Source organism: Streptomyces sp. NPDC054770, from assembly GCF_053611985.1.
Map to the genome: position 1 here is coordinate 16997 of NZ_JBSHBL010000057.1, position 21029 is coordinate 38025.

A 21029-nucleotide genomic window follows, 5' to 3' on the forward strand; every position below is an offset into this window, starting at 1 on the left:
CGGCGACACGGCCGGGATCGTCACCGTTTCGGCGGTCTGAACGGCCGGGTACTTGCGCGATCCGTCCCGCCCGTGTGGACTACGGCCAATGCTTCGCGCACGCGCGTGGCTGAGTTCATCACCAAGACATGATCAGGAGGCAACCCGTGAGCGCGACCGCGGACCACGCGGAGGAGCGGACCCTTGCCGCCAGGCTGGGGTTCCAGCCGGCGCAGGTGGTCCAGGAGATCGGCTACGACGACGACGTCGACCAGGAGCTCCGCGAGTCCATTGAAGAGGCCACCGGGACCGAGCTGGTGGACGAGGACTACGACGACGTGGCCGACGCCGTGGTGCTGTGGTTCCGCGACGAGGACGGTGACCTGACGGATGCGCTGGTCGACGCCCTCAGCTACCTGGAAGAGGGTGGCGCGATCCTGCTGCTGACACCGAAGACCGGCCGCGACGGCTACATCGAGCCGAGCGACATCGGTGACGCGGTGACCACCGCCGGCCTCTCGCAGACCAAGAGCGTCAGCGTGGGCAAGGACTGGAACGGCAGCCGGCTGAGCACGCCGAAGGCCGCGGCCAAGAAGCGCTGAGCCCCGTTCGGTGGACGGACCGGGTCACGGTCCGTCCACCGGCATGCCGTGATGGCCGCGCAGGGGCTGCCGCATAGGGTGTTCTCACCCGAACAGCCCCTGACGATGGGATGCAGGACGATGGCGATCCAGGTCGGCGACAAGGCACCCGACTTCGAGCTCAAGGACAACCACGGCCGGACCGTGCGGCTGTCCGACTTCCGTGGCGAGAAGAACGTGGTGGTGCTCTTCTACCCGTTCGCCTTCACGGGTGTGTGCACCGGCGAGCTGTGCGAGCTGCGCGACAACCTGCCGAAGTTCGAGGACCGCGGTACCCAGCTGCTGGCCGTGTCCAACGACTCCATCCACACCCTGCGCGTCTTCGCCGAGCAGGAGGGCCTGGAGTACCCGCTGCTGAGCGACTTCTGGCCGCACGGCGAGACCTCGCGCGCCTACGGCGTCTTCGACGAGGCCAAGGGCTGCGCCGTCCGCGGCACCTTCGTCATCGACAAGGAGGGTGTCGTGCGGTGGACCGTGGTCAACGGGCTGCCGGACGCCCGGGACCTGAACGACTACGTGACGGCGCTCGACGCGCTGTGACCCCCGCCTCCGCCCCCGAGCCGGCCGTCCGGTGACCGCCGCGCCGGGTCCCCTAGGGGGCGGTACGGCCGACACCCCGTGATTCTTCGGGGTCCAGGGCCTGCGTGCGACGGGAACCCGTCACTAGGATCGAATCGTTGATCCGGTATCCGAAGCACGACGGGGCACCCCGCCCCTGGACACACCTGGGAGGACCCGTGGGAGTCAGCCTCAGCAAGGGCGGCAACGTGTCGCTGACGAAGGAGGCCCCCGGCCTGACCGCGGTCCTCGTCGGTCTGGGCTGGGACGTCCGGACCACCACCGGCACCGATTTCGACCTGGACGCCAGCGCACTGCTGCTGAACTCGGCGGGCAAGGTCGGCAGCGACCAGAACTTCGTCTTCTTCAACAACCTCAAGAGCCCGGAGGGCTCGGTCGAGCACACCGGCGACAACCTCACCGGCGAGGGCGAGGGCGACGACGAGGTGATCAAGGTCAACCTGGCCACGGTCCCCGCCGACGTCGACAAGATCGTCTTCCCGGTGTCGATCTACGACGCCGACAACCGCCAGCAGTCCTTCGGGCAGGTCCGCAACGCGTTCATCCGCGTGGTCAACCAGGCCGGCGGCGCCGAGATCGCCCGCTACGACCTGTCCGAGGACGCCTCGACCGAGACCGCGATGGTCTTCGGCGAGCTGTACCGCAACGGCGCGGAGTGGAAGTTCCGTGCCATCGGCCAGGGCTACGCCTCCGGCCTGCGCGGCATCGCCCAGGACTTCGGCGTCAACGTCTGAGTCATGCGAACGCCACGGGGCGTTCGAAAGTCCGCTCTGTCCGGCGCCGAACCGTTTACGGTCGGCGCCGGACGCGCAGGACAACCGGAGAAGCATTGCTAGGGGAGGACCAGCATCATGGGCGTCACGCTCGCCAAGGGGGGCAATGTCTCCCTCTCGAAGGCCGCACCGAACCTCACCAACGTCATGATCGGACTCGGCTGGGACGCCCGCTCCACCACCGGCGCCCCCTTCGACCTGGATGCCAGCGCACTGCTGTGCCAGGGCGGCCGGGTCCTCGGCGACGAGTGGTTCGTCTTCTACAACCAGCTCAAGAGCCCGGAAGGCTCGGTGGAGCACACCGGCGACAACCTCACCGGTGAGGGCGAGGGCGACGACGAATCGATTCTGGTCGACCTGCCCAAGGTGCCGGCCAACTGCGACAAGATCGTGTTCCCGGTCTCGATCCACATGGCCGACGAGCGCGGCCAGACCTTCGGCCAGGTCTCCAACGCCTTCATCCGGGTGGTCAACCAGGCCGACGGCCAGGAGCTCGCCCGCTACGACCTGTCCGAGGACGCCTCCACCGAGACCGCCATGATCTTCGGCGAGCTCTACCGCTACCAGAGCGAGTGGAAGTTCCGGGCCGTCGGCCAGGGGTACGCGTCCGGTCTGCGCGGCATCGCACTCGACTTCGGTGTGAACGTCTCATAGGACCTTCACCCCGATTTGGGGGCCGACCGAGCCGTAGGACACCGGCGCCCTCTAGACTCCGTGGTCAACAGTGAGTAAAGCCGAGTACGGCGCGAGCGAGACCCGTACACACACGATTGGGTAGCCAGTGCTTCTGAAAACCTTCGGCTGGTCGTTCGCGATCACCGCGCTCGGACTGGTCGCCGCGGTCTTCTACGGGGGGTGGGAGGCCTTCGGCATCGTGGCGATCCTCGCCGTCCTCGAGATCTCCCTGTCGTTCGACAACGCGGTCGTCAACGCCGGAATCCTGAAGAAGATGAACGCCTTCTGGCAGAAGATCTTCCTCACGGTCGGCGTCCTCATCGCGGTCTTCGGTATGCGGCTGGTCTTCCCCGTCGTCATCGTCGCGATCACCGCCAAGATGGGTCCCATCCAGGCCGTCGACCTCGCGCTCAACAACAAGGACCGTTACCAGGAGCTGGTCACCGACGCCCACCCGGCGATCGCCGCCTTCGGTGGCATGTTCCTGCTGATGATCTTCCTGGACTTCATCTTCGAGGACCGGGACATCCAGTGGCTGCGCTGGATCGAACGCCCGCTCGCCAAGCTCGGCAAGGTCGACATGCTGGCGGTCTGCATCGCCCTGATCGTCCTGCTGATCACCTCCTTCACCTTCGCCACCCACGCCCACCAGCACGGCGGCGGCCATGTCGACAAGGCGCAGACGGTGCTGATCGCCGGCATCGCCGGCCTGATCACATACATGATCGTCGGTGGTCTCTCCGGCTTCTTCGAGGACCGGCTGGAGGCCGAGGAGGAGCGCGAGCACGAGGAGGAGGAAGAGGCCGAGCGCAGCGGCAAGAAGAAGTCGCCGGTGCTGCTGGCCGGCCAGGCCGCGTTCTTCATGTTCCTCTACCTGGAGGTCCTGGACGCGTCCTTCTCCTTCGACGGCGTGATCGGCGCCTTCGCCATCACCAACGACATCGTGCTGATGGCTCTCGGCCTCGGCATCGGCGCGATGTACGTCCGGTCGCTCACCGTGTACCTGGTCCGCCAGGGCACCCTGGACGACTACGTCTACCTGGAGCACGGCGCCCACTACGCGATCGGCGCGCTGGCCGTGATCCTGATGGTCACCATCCAGTACGAGATCAACGAGGTCATCACCGGCCTCGTCGGTGTCGTCCTGATCGGCTGGTCGTTCTGGTCCTCCGTACGGCGCAACCAGCGACTCGCGGAAGCCGAGGGAAAAGCGGGGTCGGACGAGAGGGCTGAGGTCTCGTCCGGGGTCTGAGCCGGCTCGCCGGGCCGAAAACGGAGGGTGTGACGCCCTCCTGGACGAGGAACGCTCTGATGGGGGCGGCCGACCGGTCGGCCGCCCCCTGGGCGTCGGCAGCAGTTAGTGGGGGCGGGAATGGGTTTCTTCGACGGACTGCTGGGCGGGCGGGCGGCCGAGTTCGACTCGGGCAGCGCCGCGTCCAACGCCATCGAGCTCACCAGGCGGCACCAGCAGGTGTCCCTCACCAAGCAGGGCGCGGCCACCGGCAACCTCCGGGTCAACCTCGCCTGGCGGATGCGGACGTCCGACTTCGACGGCGAACAGCGCACGAGTCTGTTCCGGCACCCCTTCAGGGCGCTCAAGCCGCCGGAGGTGATGGGGCACGGGCAGAGCATGGTCAACGTCGACCTCGACCTCGGGGCGCTGTACGAGCTGGCCGACGGGAGCAAGGGGGTCGTCCAGCCGCTCGGCGGCCTGCTCGGGGACGTGAACGCACCGCCGTACGTCAAGCTCAGCGGCGACGACCGGTTCGGGTCGGCGTCCGGCGAGACGATGTACGTGAACCTCGATCACCGGGACGACATCAAGCGGCTGCTGGTGTTCGTCTACATCTATGACCAGACGCCGGCGTTCGACCGCACCCACGCGATCGTCACGCTGTACCCGAGCAACGGGCCGCGCATCGAGATAGGCCTCGACGAGCGGCATCCGCAGGCGCGGTCCTGTGCGGTGGTGATGATCGAGAACGTGAAGGGCGAGCTGATCGTCCGGCGCGAGGTGAAGTTCGTGTACGGGTTCCAGGGGGAGCTGGACCGGCTGTACGGGTGGGGGTTGCAGTGGGGGCGGGGTTATAAGACGAAGGTGGAGAAGTAGTTCGCCCACCGGGGTGGGTTGTGCGGTGGGTGCGCGACTGCTGCGCCGTCGTGGCTGGTCGCGCAGTTCCCCGCGCCCCTGAAAGCATCCAGCTAGCGTCCGATGAATTGTGGCCCTTGCGGAGGCAGCCTGAAGTCCGAGTTCGGGACCGTCGCCACCGGGATCGGGGCCGGCGGGGGATAGCCGTAGCCCGACTGGGGTGGCTGCTGGGTGTAGGCGGGCTGGGGGTAGCCGTAGGCCGGCTGGGTGGGTACTGAGGTGGGCTGCTCGGGCGGGAGGGGCATGGAGGCCGACGGCTCCTCCATCGGTTCCGACTCGTCCACCGAGATGCCGAAGTCCGTGGCCAGGCCCCTGAGGCCGTTGCTGTAGCCCTCGCCCAGCGCGCGGAACTTCCAGCCGTCGCCCCTGCGGTACAGCTCGCCGCAGATCAGGGCCGTCTCGGCGCCGGTCTCCGGCTTGATGTCGAAGTGGGCCAGCGCCTCGGCGTCGGGCGCCGCGGCGTCGTACAGCAGGATGCGCAGGGCGGGTACGTGTTCGAACGGCACGCCGTCCGCCGATGCGACCAGCAGGATTCGGCCGACGTTGGGCTCGACACCGGGGAGATCTGTCTGGATCGTGTCGGTGAGGCCTTCGGCCACCCGCTTCTTGCCGAGCCGCCAGACCTTCCCGGAGGGGTGCCGGGGCTGGTTGTAGAAGACGAAGTCCTCGTCGGAGCGCACACGTCCGTCGGGGCCGAGGAGCAGCGCCGAGGCGTCGACGTCCGGAACTCCCTGCCCGGGCGTCCAGCGCAGCACGGCCCGGACCGTGGTGGCTTCCACCGGGACGTTGGACCCCTTCAGCATCGCGTGCGTCATGCGGTCATCCTGCCCTCTCGGTCCTGGTCACGACAACGCGGGGGGCCTCGCGACCGACATGGGCGGGTTACCTGAAATTCATGCCCGGCGGGAACCCCGGACATGGCTTTGTACGTACTATTACCGGCCACCCTTTACCAATTTCACAGGATCGGCCCACGCCACGGGGGAGTTCTATGCGTCATTTCGGGCACATCGCACCTGAGGTGCGGCAGCGCCTCTTCCATCAGGAGCCGTGCGAGTTCACCGCCGACTCCCCGTCCCGGCTGCTCTCCGCGGCCCTGGGAGCCACGCTGTACAGCCCGGCCACCCGGCCGCGGCTCGCCGACGACATCGTCAAGCAGGCGGCGCTCGGCGTGGTCTCGATGGTGCTGTGCCTGGAGGACTCCATCGGCGACGAGGACGTGGCGGCCGGCGAGGAGAACCTCGTCCGGCAGTTCGCCGACCTGGCCGAGCGCGACCGGGCCGGCGTGGAGCTGCCGCTGCTCTTCATCCGGGTGCGGGAGCCCGAGCAGATCCCCGACCTGGTACGACGGCTGGGCGCGAGCGTGTCGCTGCTGTCCGGATTCGTGTTCCCGAAGTTCACCGAGGAACGCGGCATCCCCTTCCTCCAGGCCCTGGACGGCGCCGCGCTGGACAGCGGGCGCCGGCTGTTCGGCATGCCGGTGCTTGAGACGCCCGAGCTGATGTACCGCGAGACGCGGGTGGAGGCCCTGGAGGGCATCGCCCGCGCCGTCGACAAGTACCGTGACAAGGTGCTGGCGCTGCGCCTCGGGGTCACCGACTTCTGCTCGTCCTACGGGCTGCGGCGGGCCCCCGACATGACCGCCTACGACGTGCAGATCATCGCCTCCGTCATCGCCGACGTGGTGAACATGCTGGGCCGGGCCGACGGCACCGGTTTCACGGTGACCGGGCCGGTCTGGGAGTACTTCCGGGTCCCCGAGCGCATGTTCAAGCCGATGCTGCGGCAGAGCCCCTTCCTGGCGGAGCAGGCGGTGGAGCTGCGCGAGCGGCTCATCGAGCACGCCATGGACGGACTGCTCAGGGAGATCTCCCTGGACCAGGCCAACGGGCTGCTCGGCAAGACCTGCATCCACCCGTCCCACGTCATCCCCGTGCACGCGCTGTCCGTCGTCAGTCACGAGGAGTTCTGCGACGCCCAGGACATCCTGCGGCCGGAACGGGGCGGCGGGGGTGTACTTCGCTCGGCCTACACGAACAAGATGAACGAGGTGAAGCCGCACCGCGCCTGGGCCGAGCGGACCATGCTCCGCGCCGAGGTGTTCGGCGTGGCCAACGAGGACGTCGGCTTCGTGGAGCTGCTCGCCGCCGGGATACCGGGTTGACGGGCTCCGAGGGACGACACAGGGAACGTATGAACATCGCAGCGAACAACGGGGTCTGGTCCGGCAGCTGGGTCGCCGAGCGGCTCGGCGTCGAACTGGTGGGCGACGACGGTCTGACGGCCCTCCTCGGCCTCGCCCTGCGCCGCAACCCCAGACGGGCCCACCTGCTGGTCTCCAACGTGCTCGGCAAGCACGTACCGCAGTCGCCGTCGGTGGTGTACGGGCATGGCTTCGCCCTCGGCCGACGGGTACGGGATCTGCTCGGCGAGCGGGAGGCCCAGCAGGCCGTCGTCCTGGGGTATGCCGAGACGGCGACCGGCCTCGGCCACTCCGTCGCCGACGGCATCGGCCTCGCCCCGTACCTGCACTCCACGCGCCGGCCGGTCGCCGGGGTGGTGCCTGCGGGGGGCTTCGAGGAGTCCCACTCGCACGCGACCTCGCATCTGCTGCTTCCCGAGGACCCGGCCCTCCTGTCCGGCGACGGCCCGCTGGTCCTGGTCGACGACGAGTTCTCCACCGGCAACACGGTCCTGAACACGATCCGCGACCTGCATGCCCGTTATCCACGGAAACGTTACGTCGTGGTGGCTCTGGTCGATATGCGGTCACCGGAGGACGCGGGGCGACTGACGTCGTTCGCCGGGGAGATCCACGCGCGGGTGGACCTGGTGGCGGCGGCTTCGGGGACGGTGAAGCTGCCCGAGGGCGTGCTGGAAAAGGGCCAGGAACTGGTGGCTCAGTACGAAGAGAGTGCCGCGGCAGGCCGTGAGCCGTCCGCGGCGCCGTCGGGGCTGAGCGCGCAGTTCCCCGCGCCCCTTGAGGGCGTTGCCCTTGAAGCCGACCACCAGTCCACCTACCCAGGGGCGCGGGGAACTGCGCGAACGGCCCCCACCGGCCCGCAGGCGACCGACAACCGCACCACCCCCCACATCACCCACCTCACCCGCATCGACCTGCACTGGCCGCAAGGCCTCCCCGACGGCGGGCGGCACGGCTTCACCCCGGCCCACCGCATACGCCTCGAAACGGCGCTCCCCCTGATAGCGGCCCGGGTCGCCGAAGCGCTCCCCGTCGATGCCCGCCGCGTGCTCACCCTCGGCTTCGAAGAGCTGATGTACGCGCCCCTCCGCATCGCCCGCGAGCTGGAGGCCCTGGTCCCCGCCGAGGTGCGGTACTCCACCACCACCCGCTCGCCCGTCCTGGCCGTCGACGACCCCGGCTACGCCATCCGCAGCCGCCTCGTCTTCCCGGCCCACGACAACCCCGCCGACGGCCCCGGCGAGCGCTACGCGTACAACGTGGCGGGCGCCGGCTTCGACGCCGTCGTCCTGTTCGTCGACTCGGCCGGCGACACCCCCGAACTGCACGCCCCCGGCGGCCTGCTTGACCGGCTCGGCGCGCATGCCCCGCACGTCCTGCTGGCGGTTGTACCGTCGTACGTCCCCGCGCTGACCGAAGAGAGCCCCGCCATGCTGCCCGAGCCCCTCCGCGGCCCCGCCTTCTCCTCGTACCCGGCGGAGGACGTCGGCTGGCTGCTCCAGGACCTCTCGGACGTCACGCTGGAGGCGCCGACCGAGGAGCGCGAGGAGGCGATCCAGAGCGGCGGCGCGCACTACGCCGAGTCGCTGCCGGTGGAGTACCAGCCGAGCGAGCAGTACCAGGCGCTGTTCCACGCCGCCCTGGACACCTCGGCGGCGCGGATCGCGCAGGCGGTCGGGGTGGTCACCGAGACCGTGCTGGCCGAGCGGTCGCCGCGGCCGGTGCTGGTGTCGCTGGCCCGGGCCGGCACCCCGGTGGGCGTGCTGATGCGCCGCTGGGCGCGGTTCCGGTACGGCCTGGACCTGCCGCACTACGCGGTGTCGATCGTGCGCGGCCGCGGCATCGACGCCAACGCGCTGCGCTGGCTGGCCGCCCACCACGACCCGCGGGACGTGGTGTTCGTGGACGGCTGGACGGGCAAGGGCGCGATCACCCGGGAACTGGCCGACGCGGTCGAGGAGTTCGAGGAGCGGGCGGGTGTCTCCGGGTTCGACCCGGAGATCGCGGTGCTCGCGGACCCCGGGTCGTGCGTGCGGACGTACGGCACCCGGGAGGACTTCCTGATCCCCTCCGCCTGCCTCAACTCGACCGTCTCCGGGCTGATCTCGCGGACCGTGCTGCGGGCCGACCTGGTGGGTCCCGACGACTTCCACGGCGCGAAGTTCTACCGCGAGCTGGCCGGCGCCGACGTGTCGGTGGCCTTCCTGGACGCCGTCGTGGCACGGTTCGCCGAGGTGGTCGACTCCGTGGACGCGACCGTGAAGGAGCTGGCCGTCGCCGACCGCACGCCGACCTGGGAGGGCTGGGCGGCCGTCGAGCGGATCAGCGAGGAGTACGGCATCCACGACGTGAACCTGGTCAAGCCGGGCGTCGGCGAGACCACCCGGGTGCTGCTGCGCCGGGTGCCCTGGAAGATCCTGGCGCGGGCCGGGGCGGGCGCCGACCTGGACCATGTGCGGCTGCTTGCGGAGCAGAGAGGGGTACCGGTGGAGGAGGTCGGCGAACTGCCGTACACCTGTGTCGGGCTGATCCATCCCAGGTACACGCGCGGGGCGACCGGCGCCGACGGCAGGGCGGTGAACGTCTGATGGCGGTGCTGGTGGCGAGCGACCTCGACCGCACGCTGATCTACTCCTCGGCCGCGCTGGCGCTGACCATGCCGGACGCGCGGGCGCCCCGGCTGCTCTGCGTCGAGGTGCACGAGAGCAGGCCGCTGTCGTACATGACGGAGACGGCCGGGCAGTTGCTGACCGAGCTGGGGGACGCGGCGGTCTTCGTGCCGACCACGACCCGGACCCGCAAGCAGTACGAGCGGATCAACCTGCCGGGGCCCGCGCCGCGGTACGCCATCTGTGCCAACGGCGGGCATCTGCTGGTCGACGGGGTGACCGACGCGGACTGGCACGCGCGGGTGCTGGCGCGGCTGGCCGACGAGTGCGCGCCGCTGGACGAGGTGCGGGCGTATCTGGCGGAGCAGGCCGATCCGGCGTGGCTGCGCAAGCACCGGGTCGCCGAGGACCTGTTCGCCTACCTGGTCGTGGAGCGGGAGCTGCTGCCCGAGGAGTGGGTGAAGAGCCTCGCGGTGTGGGCGGAGAACCGCGGCTGGACGGTGTCCTTGCAGGGCCGGAAGATCTACGCCGTGCCGAAGCCGCTGACGAAGAGCGCGGCGATGCGGGAGGTCGCGCGCCGGACCGGGACCGAGCTGACCGTGGCCGCGGGGGACTCGTTGCTGGACGCCGACCTGTTGCTGGCCGCCGACCGCGGCTGGCGGCCGGGGCACGGGGAGTTGGCCGACGCCGGGTGGACCGGGCCGGCCATCACCGCACTGCCGGAGCGAGGGGTGCTCGCCGGTGAGCGAATCCTGCGCGAGTTCCTGAAGACGGTCCGTACCGGGAGCTAGCCGCAGCAGCCGCCGCCGCAGCAGCCCCCGCCCGAGCCGGAGGGGGCTGCGGGCCGGGCGGCGGACGCGGCCGCCGTACCCCCCACCGCCACCGTCGACAGGAGCTTCACCGTGTCTTGGTGCCCTTCCGGGCATGCTGCCGGAGCCGATGACTCGGCCATGGGGCGGGACAGTTCGAAGGTGTCGCCGCAGGTGCGGCAGCGGTACTCGTAACGGGGCATGAGGAACAGGCTAGCCGCAGTGACGCGACAGTGACGGGCGTCGGGGCGCAGCGCCGAGGCACATGGACCCGTTTTCTACCGCACCTGAGTCTCTGCTCCGGCCCGCTGCTCCGCCTCGGGGTGGCGGGCCCGCCAGTACGGGTTGTCGTGCGGCAGGTTCGTGCTGACCCTGCCGTACATCCCGAACACCATCAGCACCAAGCCCACCACGAAGCTGAACAGCACGTTCTGGATCTTGAAGGCCAGGAAGTCCGAGTCCGTGTCGAGCAGGCCCAGGAACAGGAAGCCGTTCAGGATGAAGAGCACGCCGAGCACCATGTTCAGCGTGGACGCGAAGTTCCCGCCGATCACCATGCCGACGAAGAGCAGCAGCCCGACGCAGATCGACAGCACGCTCAGCGCGCCGTTGGTGTTCAGGCCGATCGCGGTGTTCCCGCCGGTGTCGAAGAAGCCGATGTTGTCGGTGAGCCCGAGGATGCCGAAGGCCAGCAGGAACAGGCCCATCAGGCCGGCCCCGATCCGGTAGATCCTGTTCAGCCGGTGGTCGACGGGCAGCGCCTCATCGAAGTTGATCTTCTTCGGCCGAGTCCCCGAGTGTGTGACGTGCGAGGCCATCTCCGCCTCCTGGTATCGAATGCGGGTCCTACCCAATATCCGCCCGGGACCGCTCCTCGGCAAACGCCTCAGTGGCCGGTGCCGCGGTCCTCCCGGATCTGACCCACCACCCGCGCGACCGACTGCCGTACCGCTTCCGTCTCCGTCAGGAAGTGCCAGTAGTCGGGATGACGTCCCTCCAGCGACCCGGCCGCCCGCTCCAGCCGCGCCACCGCGTCGTCCAGCGGCCGCGCGTGCCGTGGATCCGGGCTCGTCCGCCCGGCCATCGCCAGCCGCTGCGCGTCCCGGATCGCGAACCGGGTCCGCTCGATCTCGGCCTGCGGATCCTTCTGCGCGGTGTTCAGCCGGGCCAGCCGGTCACCGGCCGCCGACACCGCCTCGTCGGTGCTGTTCAGCAGCGCCCGCACGGTGGACAGCAGCGAGGTGGCGTCCGCCCACTTCTGCGCGTCCCGCGCGGCCTGCGCCTCCCGCAGCTTCTGCTCGGCCTGCCGGACGTTCTGGGCGGCCTGCTCGGGCACCTGCTGGAGATCCTGCCAGCAGGCGGCCGAGAACCGCCGCCGCAGCTCGCTGAGGACCGGGTCGACCTGCCCGGCCCGGGTGGTCAGCGCCTGCGCGCGCGTCCGCAGACTCACCAGCCGGTGATCGATCTCGGCGGCCTTCTCCGGCAGCCGCTCGGCCTCGACCCGTATCGCCTCGGCTTCCCGCTGCACCCGCCCGGCCCGCTCCAGCGTGGCCTGCGCACCATGCTGCCCGGCCCCCTGGTTGAGCTTGGTCAGCTCAGGAGAGAGGGCGGCCAGCCGAGCCGCGAGATCGTCCGCCCGCAGCTGCGTCTTCCGTACGGCGTCCAGCGCGTTGCTGGCCGCCAGCAGCGCCTGCCGGGCCCGCTCCACGGCGGGCGCGAGCCGGGCCAGCTGGGTCTCGGCCTTGCCGAGCAGCGGTCCGAGCGACTCCCCGAACCGGTCCAGCTCCCGCTTGACGCCGACGAGTTCGTCCTTGGCGCGGGTGATGTCCACCCGGGCCCGCGACGCGACGGCGGCCTCCAGATCGTCCCGGTCCAGGTCGTAGGCGTCGATGGCCTGGATGTACCGGTCACTGGCCTCGTCGATCCGCCGCCCCAGCGCCGCGAAGTCGGACACGGCGCGACGGGCGGCCGGCGAGTCGTCTACGGCGGAGATGGTCTCTATGGAGATCCGCAGATCCCGCTGGGCGGTGTCCAGCTCGTAGAAGGCGGCCGCGGCGGCGTCCTTGGCCGCCTGAGCCTCGGCCCGCTGGCCCTCGGCCCGTCCCCCGAACCACCGCCGGGTCCCCCCGCCGGCGAACGCCGCGGGCACCACGAGCACGGCCGCCAGCGGCAGACTCATGAGGACGAGGGCGTCCCGGAGGGCGGCGGCGGTACCGCGCCGGGGCGGTGCGGGAGGCGCATACGACTGCCCGGGTGTCGTCGTTGTCGCCGTCACATCCCTCTCCCGTGCCGCGGTAGGCCCTGTGCTGTGGGGGCCACATCATTCTCCCACCCGTGAAAGACGAACACACGGGTCGGTCAGTTCGCGGTTCGCGTGATCATTTGGTCGGCCGGGGGCGACGGTTCGCCTCCCGCTCCCGACTCCGCTCAAACGGAATTGCGGGACAGTGCCAGGGACGATGTAGGCTGTCGAATCGTCTCGGGTGCGTAGCTCAGGGGTAGAGCGCCTGCCTTACAAGCAGGATGTCGGCGGTTCGAAACCGTCCGCGCCCACTTCGAGGAAGACCCCGGCCGGATCGGCCGGGGTCTTCTCGCGTTCTCAGTCCTCCTCGTGTGCGTGCTTGAGGCGGCTTCGGGCGTCCATGCGGTCCGGTGCCGTTATCTCCGCCCAGAAGCGGTGGCCGCTGACGAACACCGCGAGCTCGTGTTCGCGGCGGCGCAGCTTCTCCACTTCGGCCTGTTGGTCCTCGGTCCAGCCCGGCGAGGCGGGACGCTCCACCTTGCGCCAGCCGCTGTCGTCGCTGTATCCGTCCAGCGGCACGACCGACCAGGGGAGCCGCTTCAGCAGGGCCGACAGCTCGGCCCGGACCTGATGCAGCTCCTCCTGACCGGCGAGAAGGTCACTCGGAAAGTCATAGGTCGCAGCCACGCGGCAATGGTACGCCTGTTCGAATTTGAGTGGCGAGCTCGTTCGTGGGGTTCATGTGTTCGAGTGTGGCCGGGTGGCCGGGGACCAGTGCTGATCCCCGGCGCCTCGCGGGCGCGGGCCCGGCGGTCCTACTTCTGCTTCTGGGCGTTGCAGTCGTAGAGGGTGAAGCTGCCGCCGGCGCTGCGGCCGTAGGCGGCGGGCTGGACACGGGTGCAGTGGGACTTCACCCAGGTGGTGACCGCGGTGGTGGGGCGCTGGGTGGTGAGCAGCGCATAGCGCAGCTGGTGGGCGGCGACGAGGCTGCCGAGCTGCCGGGCGGTGGGGAAGGGGGTGTTGCCGGTGAAGCCGCCCATGACGAGGATGGGTTCGGACTTCGCACGCAGCAGGGGCTCGGCGCCGTAGGCGGCCTGGGTGGCCAGCAGGTACTTCTCGCCGTTGCGGTGCTCGGTGAGGTAGTCGAGCAGGGCGGTGTCGCGGGCGCTGGGCTGGTCGAGGCCTATCCGCTGCGGAGCGTGGTGCTGACGGACGCTGTCGTAGTACGCGTTGCCGACCGGACCGGCTATCGGCGCGGTGGCGGCGCCCGCGTAGAGCGAGTCGAGGCTGGAGGCGGCCCAGCCGGCCGGTGCGACCAGGGTGGCCGCGATTCCGGCGGCGAGGGCCGCGTGGACCATCCGCGAGGAGGTGCGCGGGCCACGGGCCCACAGCCCCACCACGCCGCACAGCGCGAGCATCACGGCGACCGGCAGCAGCCAGGAGACGAATAGGGTGGGCCAGTCGAGCACCAGCGCCCAGGCCGCCGTCAGCACGATCGCCGCCGGCAGCGCCAGGTGCCGTCGGCCGCCCGACTCGGCCTCGGACCGGGGTTCCGGTTCGTGCGCCGGCCCGGGCTCGGATTCGTACGGTGACACGTGCGGTGACCAGCCCTGCGAACCGTACGCCGACAGGTACGGCGACCAAGGCTCCGGCTCGTGCTCAGGCTCGTGGTCCGGTCCGTGCTCCGATCCCTGCTCCGGCTCGTACTCCGATCCGTGTTCCGGTTCGTGCTCCGTCCCGTCCTTCGGCGCGTACGCCGACTCGTACTCCGACCGGAAGAGCGCGAGCCCGCCGCCGGCCAGCGCGGCGAGCGCCGGGGCGATGACGGCCATGTAGTAGGCGTGGTTGCCGTTGGAGGCGCTGAACACCAGGGCGTGCACGGCCAGCCAGCCGCCCCACAGCAGAAATCCCGCCCGCACCATGTCGGTTCGCGGCTGACCGGCGCGCCAGACGACACCGAGGACCGCGGCGAGCACGGCGAGCGGCAGGAACCAGGCGACCTGGGGACCGACCGTCTGGTTGATCAGCATGTCCCAGCCGGTGTTGCCGGTGGTGCGGCTGGTGGCGGTGCCCGCGACGGCACCGAACGCGGTCGAGTCGCTGCTGAAGCGGCTCAGGCCGTTGTATCCGAAGACCAGGGCGAACGGATTGTTGTCGGACGTTCCGTCGAGGTAGGGGCGGGAGGACGCCGGCGTCGCCCAGGCGATCAGCAGCCAGAAGCAGGAGACCGTCAGGGCGACCACACCGGCCAGCAGGACGCGCAGAGCCCGCTTCAACGGCGTTCCGGGCGCGACGACCAGGTACACCGCGGCGAAGACCGGCAGCACCAGCCACGCCTGCAGCATCTTCGCCTGGAAGGCGAGCCCGACCCAGATCCCGCAGGTGATCAGCGGCAGCAGCCGCTCGGTGCGCACCGCCTTCTGCAGCGCCCCGGCGGCCGCCACCAGGAGCAGGGTGAGCGCGGTGTCCGGGATGGTGGCCCGGTTGAGGGCCACGGTGACCGGGGTGACGGTGAGCGCCAGCGCGGCGATCAGCGCGGCGAACGGCCCGGCCCAGGCCCGTACGATCCGGTGCAGCAGCCATACGGTGAGCACGCCCTCGACGACCTGCGGAAGAGCGGCCGCCCAGGTGTGCGGGCCGAAGAGCCAGACGGAGACGGCGTCGGGCCACAGGGCGCCGGGCAGCTTGTCGATGCTGACCGAACCGCTGACGTCGAGCCCGCCGAAGAAGAAGGACCGCCAGCTGCCGGCCATCGACCGTATCGCCGCACCGTAGAAGGGGTGGAGCGCGGCGTGCCCGATGCCCCAGGAGTACAGCAGCGTGGCGACGGCCAGCACCGCGGCGAGCGCCGGGCGCTCCCAGCGCGGGGCGTCTTCCGGCAGGCCGGATCGGCGGTTCGCCGCCCGGCGGCCTCGGTGCGCTCCGGTGGGCCGGGCGGCGGGGATGGCGGTCATGGCAGTGGTCCTTGGATCAGCAGGTCAGGTGGAGCCGCGGTGCACTGGCGGCGTGATCACAGGCGGCGGGCCGACCGGAAGCCGCGGGCGTAGAAGTCGGTGCCGTCCAGTAGCGAGCGGCCCGACAGGTCGCCCAGGGTGGGGCCGTTGGCGGCGGAGCGGCTGGAGTAGAAGCGGTGCCTGCCCTGGTCGTCGAGGCCCATGTACATGCCGCAGTGGTCGATGAAGTCCGGCCGGTCCTTGATGATGGCGAAGAACACCAGATCGCCGGGTTGCAGGATGCCCAGGTCGGTGGCCTGCTTCGTGCCGGTGTGCGGGATCACCAGGCGGCCGGGACCGTAGGCGGCGATGGCGAAGGCGCGGCGCGGCAGACCGGTGCCCTTGGTGTTGGTGTTGTGCAGGGGGATGCCCATGCGGTAGCCCCACACCAGACGCTGGAAGCCGGAGCAGTCGACGTCGCCGTAGCGGGCCTGCTCCGGCTGCACGCTGGAGCCGTCCGGGAAGGTCCAGGGAACGCCCAGGTAGTCGTAGAAGTCGGACTGTTCGTCGTGGTAGGCGAAGTCCAACGGGTTGTTGACCTCGGAATTGCGCGGGCCGAAGTGCGCGGTGCCCGCGTAGCGCACGCCCTTGGCGTTGTGCTTGTCGGGCGCCCCGGCGCTGCTGTACTGGAACGCCACCGCGAAGACGTCCGGGCTGGTGTCGCCGAGCGTCTTGTCGAACCAGCTGGTGAACCAGGCGGACTTCTCCATGCCCTGCTGCCATGTGTGCGGCAGCACCCGCACCCAGGCGTCCGTGGTCACCTTGGCCTCGGTGGTCCGCGGCTCGCTGAAGCTGCGGGTGCGCCCGGTGAGCACGGCCGTACGGGCTCCGTCGGTGAACGTGGCGAGGGTGCCGCCGTCGGCGGCACGGACCACGGTGCGGTCGGGCCCGGACAGCCGCTCGAAGGTCCGCTTCCCGGTGCTCGAACCGGTGCCCGTGCCGTCGGCGGCCGTGCCGTCGCCGTCGTCGCCGCTGCCGTGCCCGAGGCGGCTCCAGGCGTACCCGCCCGTCACCCCGGCGGCCGCCACGCCCGCGATCGTCCCGAGCAGAGCGCGGCGATTCGGGCGGCTGCCTCTGCCGGCGGAGTGGGAGTGCATGGCCGATCCTCCTGGAATACGGGGTGTGAGGGTGGTGGGCAGGTCACCCGGTGGGCAGGACGCCGATCAGCAGACCGGAGACCAGCACCACGTACGTGGCCAGCGTCACGGCCGTGGTCGAGATGACCGTGGCCGCCATCGGCTGACGGACCATCTGGTAGGAGACCAGACCGGGGACGATGAAGCCAAGGGTCTGTGACGTGTACAGCAGCGGGAACTCGTGGCTGAGGGCGAGCATCACGGTGGTCTGGATCAGCACCGCGCTCAGCACCACGGCGGCGAACAGCCGCTTGCCGTAGAGAATCACGGTGCGCTGCAGCAGCCTCGTCGTGAAGTACGTGAGTGCCGCTACACCGACCATCAGCCCGGCCATCTGCACGTCGGTGACGAGCGTGAGGGCGATCCAGCCGGGGGTGATCATCCCTCCGGGGGAGAGATTGGTGGTCAGATAGCAGACGAGCGAGAAGACCAGCCCGAGGGCGATCCCGAGTGCGGCGGTCTGGGCGGTGAGGTTGGCGGGGATCACGGGTTCCTCGTGGACTGGGGCTGATCGTAGGAGTAGCGCGGGTCCTCTGTGGCGCTCTGGCTGTCGGGCCGGCCGTGGCGGGCGGCGAACTGGCGGGCGAGTTCCCGCTGATTGGGGATGTGGAAGCTGTGGGTCGTCTCCAGCGGTGCCACCCAGCTGTACGGCTCCGGCTCGGGCGGTCGGCCCATCGCGACCTGCGGCCGGACCAGCGCGATCTGCATGGTCTCCTGGTCCAGGCCGTCGCCCTGGGGAACGGCGGCGAACGGATCCTCGGAGTCGTCCAGCGGCAGCCCGGCGAGGCATTCCAGGAACAGCTCGCCCTGGCCGTGGATGTTGCCGATCGCCACCATCGAGGAGGCCGGGCCGAGTTCCGCGAGGATCGCCTCGGTCACCTCCTCGGGGTCCCGGCGGTCGCCGCCGAGATCCACCACCCGCCCGGTGAAGGCGGCCGGGATCGCGTCGCGGGCGCTCTTGGTCGGGTGGCCGATCAGGAACACCGTCTCGGCGGCGAGATCGGGGACGATCGCGCCCATCTGGCCGTTGCGCTCCACCCGGTCCGGGCGGCAGTTGATGACCACGTTGAGAGGCCGTCTGATCGCGCCCAGATCCTCCAGCTGCTGGACGTTCATCAGCGTCGACTCGGGGTCGTTGGCCGCGAAGACGTTGGCGAACCGCAATTGCTTGCCCTCGGGGGTGACGTAGCGTTCCACCGACAGCACGCCCGGGTCGGGCGGCGCGTCCCACATGCCCTGCATCGCGGTCTGCCGTTCCACGCCGAGCAGTTCGGCCACGGCCAGCGCGATCGCCACGTTCTCCTTGAAGGTGAACCAGCTGAAGCCGCGCAGCTCGGCGTCGGTCACCGACTCGGGATCGACCGCGATCAGACGGCAGTTCCGCTTGTCGGCCTCCTCCTGGAGGATGTGCAGGCGGTCCTTCTCCGCCGTCACGCACACCCCGCCCACCGGCATCGAGCGGGAGAGCGAGCGGGCGACGTCGTCCAGGGTCGGTCCCATCTCCTCCAGATGGTCCTCGCGGACATTGCACAGCACGCCGATCGTGGAACGGATCAGCTTCTCCTGGTTGATCTCCTGCAGCGCGGGCATCACCGCCATGCACTCGATCACCAGCGCGTCCGGCCGGTAGGTCGCCGCCCGCCGCACGATGCCGATCTGCTCGACGATGTTGGACAGCCCGAACTTGCGGTAGATCGGCTCCTCGGTGGCATCCGGATGGATGAACCGGGCCGCGGTGCCGGTGGTCTTGGCCACCGTGACCAGGTCGCCGCCGCGCAGCGCGCCCGCGCACAGCCGGGTGATCGAACTCTTGCCGCGGATGCCGTTGACCAGCACCCGCGTCGGTATCTGCTCCAGCGAGGCGAAGTGCCGCCGCTGCTCCACGATTCCGGCGATCCACAGCCCGGCGCAGCACAGCAGGACTATGACATAGAGGAAAAGCACGCCGATTCCGTCCTTCTACCGCTGGAGGGTGGTCTGAGGCAGGGACGGGGAGGGCCCGGCGGTCTGGCCGGATCTGGCCGCCCGGTCGCGTTCCGCCAGGGCCTGGCGGATCAGTTCCAGGCTGCGGGTGACCGAGCCGATCTCGTCGTGGTTGACCGGGTGCAGCACGGTGCGGCGGTCTCCGCCGGCGAGCCGCTCGACGAGCACCGCGACCGAGCGCAGCGGCCGGACCACCACGACATGCAGCCAGCCCAGGCAGGCAGCGCCCAGGGTGAGGCCGAGGATCCCCGCGAGCATGGTGCGCTGCTCGGCCTGCACCGCGGGAATCTGGAGCGCTGCCGCGGGTTCCGCGGTCACCACGTGCCAGCCGAGGCGGGCCGTCGGACCGCTCTGCGCCAGCGGCGCGGCACCGTCGACCGATGGACCGGAGGACGTGCGGAGCACCTGCGAGGTCGCGGTGCCCGCGGTCCCCGGGGCGCCCTGGGTGGCGCGGGCGAGACGGCTCAGACCGGAGTCGGGCAGCGACTGGAAGGCGCGGTAGCCCACGTTCGCCGCCAGCACCTTGTCGTCGCTGTCCGTCACCCAGACGCTGCCCAGCTTCGGTCTGGACAGAATGGAGTTGAGTGCCTTCACGTCGATCTCGCCGAACAGGACCACGCCGGCCGCCGGGGTCTTGCCCTTGACGGTCCGGACCTGGGTGTAGGCGGCGATCGCCGGGATCCGGCCCGAGGTGTTGACGGTGGTGATCCCGCCGCCGCCGGGCACGTGGACGATGGTGCGCAGCGGTGACCCGCCCACGCGCAGCGTGATGCCGCCCGAGCTGTCCAGGAGATACAGCGAGCGGAACTGCTTGTGGTCGGCGAGGGTGCGCCGCAGCACCTCGGTCTGGGCGGCCCGGTCGCTGCCCGGCAGGCTCGCGGCCGCGTCACTCAGGTCGGTGTACAGCTGGTCGAGGGACTGCCGGACCCGGTTCGACGCGATCTCGGTGCGGGTCTGCTGGACGGCGAGGACCGAAGCCGGCACCGCGGTCGCGGTGTCCGCCCGGTTCAGCACGAAGACCATCGGTGCCGCCCAGCAGACCAGCACCAGCACGCCGACCCCGGCCAGCGCCCGGTAGCCCGGTCCGCGCCGGACCGGGAACTCCTGCGGGCCCTCGCCGAGCAGCTGCCGGCGCAGCGACTCCAGCGCCCGCCCGATCCGGGCCAGTTCCCCGAAGCCGTTCACCGGCACCGGCCGGGACAGCTCCTCCCATGCGGCCGGCCCGTCCTCGGTCGCGCCCCGGGCCAGGCGGCCGGCGGACAGGTAGAGCAACAGCAGCGGCCGCTGCAGGAAGAAGTGCAGCGCCAGCCCGAGCAGCAGCGCGAGCACGACCAGCGCCCCCGCGGCCTGGAGCGCGAAGCCCGAGTAGTCGACGGCGGTGGTGGTGGCGGGCACCGCGCGGAAGGTGAGCACCACCAGACCGAGGTCGTCGGTGTCGCCAGGACCGGTCGTCGAAGCGACCTGGGCCCAGCCGGCCACCGTGTGCCGGTTGCCCGTGGCGGCGCCCTGCAGGCTTCCCGAGGCGTCGGTGTCATGCCCCGACCCCTTCGCCGCGCTGGCCGCCGCCGAGGGCAGACCGCTGTCGGCGGCGGCCGGCGACGCCGTGCCGTGGGACGCGGTGGCGAGCGCGGTGCCGCTCGCGTCCAGCACCTCGGCGGTGCGCCCGTCGCCGTACGCCGTGGGGGCGGGGAGCGCCTCGGAGACCACCAGCAGCCACTGCCGGTCGGGCCCGCTGGGGACCTGGTTCTGGTCCTGGTTGGCGTCCTCCTGCTGCGCGGGCAGCGTGATCTTGGCGAAGTACAGCAGTTGCCGCGTGCCGTCCGACGTCACCAGCCGGGGCGGGATCGACCCGTGCCCGGATGCCGTCTTGGCGACGTCCACCCCGGCCAGCTGCACCGTCTTGCCGCCGGCTGCCAGCAGTTTGCCGGTCTTCGGGTCGAGCAGCGCGCTGCCGAGGATCCCCTTCCTGGCAGAAGTCAGTGCTTTGAGCGTGGTCGCGGGGGTCGATGTGCTCGTCGCCGGGTACGCCTTGGCCGCACGGCGTACCGTGCTCGCCTCGGCGTCGATCGTGGTGCGCATCGACAGCGCGGTGTCGGCGGCGATCTGCTGCTCCCCGTCCGACACCGCCTGCGGCACACCCGCGGAATGGATGCCGTCGAGGCCGATCATGGTCAGGGCGGCGACCACCAGCAGGAGTACGACGAGTGAGGCGATCGGCGGGCGCACCCCGCCGAGCATCGGCATATCGGCGCGGCGGC

Annotated in this window: 19 protein-coding genes and 1 tRNA gene; 10 read left to right on the forward strand and 10 right to left on the reverse strand. The window is 70.5% G+C overall.

Going from position 1 to position 21029, the window contains the following annotated elements:
- Nucleotides 1–146: 146 nt before the first annotated feature.
- The 6 genes from ACWGKQ_RS36615 to ACWGKQ_RS36640 all read left to right on the forward strand — a co-directional run bounded on the left by ACWGKQ_RS36615 (nt 147) and on the right by ACWGKQ_RS36640 (nt 4757).
- Entirely contained in the window at nt 147–581 is a 435-nt protein-coding gene (locus tag ACWGKQ_RS36615; protein ID WP_453296354.1) for a DUF3052 domain-containing protein, read from the forward strand.
- Between the two features lie 120 nt (nt 582–701).
- Complete coding sequence (locus ACWGKQ_RS36620; protein ID WP_453296355.1) at nt 702–1160, forward strand: peroxiredoxin; 459 nt, start codon at nt 702–704, stop codon at nt 1158–1160.
- A 197-nt stretch (nt 1161–1357) separates the two neighbouring features.
- Nucleotides 1358–1933, forward strand: coding sequence for a TerD family protein (locus ACWGKQ_RS36625; protein ID WP_217551609.1), 576 nt, complete (start codon nt 1358–1360; stop codon nt 1931–1933).
- Between the two features lie 117 nt (nt 1934–2050).
- The gene (locus tag ACWGKQ_RS36630; protein WP_453296356.1) at nt 2051–2626 is read left to right on the forward strand and encodes a TerD family protein; all 576 of its coding nucleotides are present in this window, start codon (nt 2051–2053) and stop codon (nt 2624–2626) included.
- A gap of 127 nt (nt 2627–2753) precedes the next feature.
- Nucleotides 2754–3899, forward strand: a complete 1146-nt coding sequence (locus ACWGKQ_RS36635) for a DUF475 domain-containing protein (RefSeq protein WP_453296357.1) — start codon at nt 2754–2756, stop codon at nt 3897–3899.
- A 120-nt stretch (nt 3900–4019) separates the two neighbouring features.
- Complete coding sequence (locus ACWGKQ_RS36640) at nt 4020–4757, forward strand: TerD family protein (RefSeq protein ID WP_453296358.1); 738 nt, start codon at nt 4020–4022, stop codon at nt 4755–4757.
- Between the two features lie 92 nt (nt 4758–4849).
- On the opposite strand, the gene ACWGKQ_RS36645 is transcribed toward ACWGKQ_RS36640, so the two are convergent.
- Nucleotides 4850–5611, reverse strand: a complete 762-nt coding sequence (locus ACWGKQ_RS36645; protein ID WP_453296359.1) for a TerD family protein — start codon at nt 5609–5611, stop codon at nt 4850–4852.
- A gap of 176 nt (nt 5612–5787) precedes the next feature.
- Here ACWGKQ_RS36645 and ACWGKQ_RS36650 point away from each other — a divergent pair, with 176 nt between their 5' ends.
- From ACWGKQ_RS36650 to ACWGKQ_RS36660, 3 genes are read left to right on the forward strand one after another with little or no spacing between them, the layout of a single operon-like run.
- Complete coding sequence (locus tag ACWGKQ_RS36650; RefSeq protein WP_453296360.1) at nt 5788–6960, forward strand: HpcH/HpaI aldolase/citrate lyase family protein; 1173 nt, start codon at nt 5788–5790, stop codon at nt 6958–6960.
- 29 nt (nt 6961–6989) lie between these two features.
- Nucleotides 6990–9587, forward strand: coding sequence for a phosphoribosyltransferase (locus tag ACWGKQ_RS36655; protein WP_453296361.1), 2598 nt, complete (start codon nt 6990–6992; stop codon nt 9585–9587).
- Complete coding sequence (locus tag ACWGKQ_RS36660; RefSeq protein WP_453296362.1) at nt 9587–10399, forward strand: HAD family hydrolase; 813 nt, start codon at nt 9587–9589, stop codon at nt 10397–10399. The genes ACWGKQ_RS36655 and ACWGKQ_RS36660 overlap by 1 nt, the downstream gene beginning before the upstream one ends.
- Here ACWGKQ_RS36660 and ACWGKQ_RS36665 read toward each other — a convergent pair.
- The 3 genes from ACWGKQ_RS36665 to ACWGKQ_RS36675 form a co-directional block, all read right to left on the reverse strand.
- Nucleotides 10396–10620, reverse strand: a complete 225-nt coding sequence (locus ACWGKQ_RS36665) for an FmdB family zinc ribbon protein (protein ID WP_453296363.1) — start codon at nt 10618–10620, stop codon at nt 10396–10398. The genes ACWGKQ_RS36660 and ACWGKQ_RS36665 overlap by 4 nt on opposite strands.
- A gap of 75 nt (nt 10621–10695) precedes the next feature.
- Nucleotides 10696–11235, reverse strand: a complete 540-nt coding sequence (locus ACWGKQ_RS36670) for a DUF4383 domain-containing protein (RefSeq protein ID WP_453296364.1) — start codon at nt 11233–11235, stop codon at nt 10696–10698.
- 68 nt (nt 11236–11303) lie between these two features.
- Entirely contained in the window at nt 11304–12692 is a 1389-nt protein-coding gene (locus ACWGKQ_RS36675; RefSeq protein WP_453296365.1) for a hypothetical protein, read from the reverse strand.
- Nucleotides 12693–12898: 206 nt separating this feature from the next.
- Between ACWGKQ_RS36675 and ACWGKQ_RS36680 the strand changes: the two genes are divergently transcribed.
- Nucleotides 12899–12970 (forward strand) — tRNA-Val (locus ACWGKQ_RS36680).
- A gap of 46 nt (nt 12971–13016) precedes the next feature.
- On the opposite strand, the gene ACWGKQ_RS36685 is transcribed toward ACWGKQ_RS36680, so the two are convergent.
- From ACWGKQ_RS36685 to ACWGKQ_RS36710, 6 genes are all read right to left on the reverse strand, one after another.
- A complete protein-coding gene (locus tag ACWGKQ_RS36685; RefSeq protein WP_453296366.1) occupies nt 13017–13346 on the reverse strand; it encodes a hypothetical protein in 330 nt (109 codons plus the stop codon).
- Nucleotides 13347–13474: 128 nt separating this feature from the next.
- On the reverse strand, nt 13475–15613 hold the full coding sequence (locus tag ACWGKQ_RS36690; protein ID WP_453296367.1) for a glycosyltransferase family 39 protein: 2139 nt from the start codon (nt 15611–15613) through the stop codon (nt 13475–13477).
- 56 nt (nt 15614–15669) lie between these two features.
- Nucleotides 15670–16749, reverse strand: coding sequence for an NlpC/P60 family protein (locus tag ACWGKQ_RS36695; RefSeq protein ID WP_453296368.1), 1080 nt, complete (start codon nt 16747–16749; stop codon nt 15670–15672).
- A gap of 43 nt (nt 16750–16792) precedes the next feature.
- The gene (locus ACWGKQ_RS36700; protein ID WP_350782017.1) at nt 16793–17275 is read right to left on the reverse strand and encodes a poly-gamma-glutamate biosynthesis protein PgsC/CapC; all 483 of its coding nucleotides are present in this window, start codon (nt 17273–17275) and stop codon (nt 16793–16795) included.
- Nucleotides 17272–18732: a poly-gamma-glutamate synthase PgsB gene (gene pgsB / locus ACWGKQ_RS36705; protein ID WP_453296369.1), complete on the reverse strand. Its 1461-nt coding sequence runs from the start codon at nt 18730–18732 to the stop codon at nt 17272–17274. Before pgsB ends, ACWGKQ_RS36700 begins: the two co-directional genes overlap by 4 nt.
- Before the next feature lie 15 nt (nt 18733–18747).
- Nucleotides 18748–20997 (reverse strand): HAMP domain-containing protein, encoded by a 2250-nt coding sequence (locus ACWGKQ_RS36710; protein ID WP_453296370.1) that lies wholly within the window; start codon nt 20995–20997, stop codon nt 18748–18750.
- Nucleotides 20998–21029: the final 32 nt, after the last annotated feature.

Bases quoted from the DNA above. Each gene is read 5' to 3' on its own strand.
- ACWGKQ_RS36620 (WP_453296355.1), top strand. From the start codon at position 702: ATGGCGATCCAGGTCGGCGACAAGGCACCCGACTTCGAGCTCAAGGAC.
- ACWGKQ_RS36630 (WP_453296356.1), top strand. From the start codon at position 2,051: ATGGGCGTCACGCTCGCCAAGGGGGGCAATGTCTCCCTCTCGAAGGCC.
- ACWGKQ_RS36640 (WP_453296358.1), top strand. From the start codon at position 4,020: ATGGGTTTCTTCGACGGACTGCTGGGCGGGCGGGCGGCCGAGTTCGAC.
- ACWGKQ_RS36645 (WP_453296359.1), bottom strand. From the start codon at position 5,611: ATGACGCACGCGATGCTGAAGGGGTCCAACGTCCCGGTGGAAGCCACC.
- ACWGKQ_RS36650 (WP_453296360.1), top strand. From the start codon at position 5,788: ATGCGTCATTTCGGGCACATCGCACCTGAGGTGCGGCAGCGCCTCTTC.
- ACWGKQ_RS36655 (WP_453296361.1), top strand. From the start codon at position 6,990: ATGAACATCGCAGCGAACAACGGGGTCTGGTCCGGCAGCTGGGTCGCC.
- ACWGKQ_RS36660 (WP_453296362.1), top strand. From the start codon at position 9,587: ATGGCGGTGCTGGTGGCGAGCGACCTCGACCGCACGCTGATCTACTCC.
- ACWGKQ_RS36665 (WP_453296363.1), bottom strand. From the start codon at position 10,620: ATGCCCCGTTACGAGTACCGCTGCCGCACCTGCGGCGACACCTTCGAA.
- ACWGKQ_RS36670 (WP_453296364.1), bottom strand. From the start codon at position 11,235: ATGGCCTCGCACGTCACACACTCGGGGACTCGGCCGAAGAAGATCAAC.
- ACWGKQ_RS36690 (WP_453296367.1), bottom strand. From the start codon at position 15,613: ATGACCGCCATCCCCGCCGCCCGGCCCACCGGAGCGCACCGAGGCCGC.
- ACWGKQ_RS36695 (WP_453296368.1), bottom strand. From the start codon at position 16,749: ATGCACTCCCACTCCGCCGGCAGAGGCAGCCGCCCGAATCGCCGCGCT.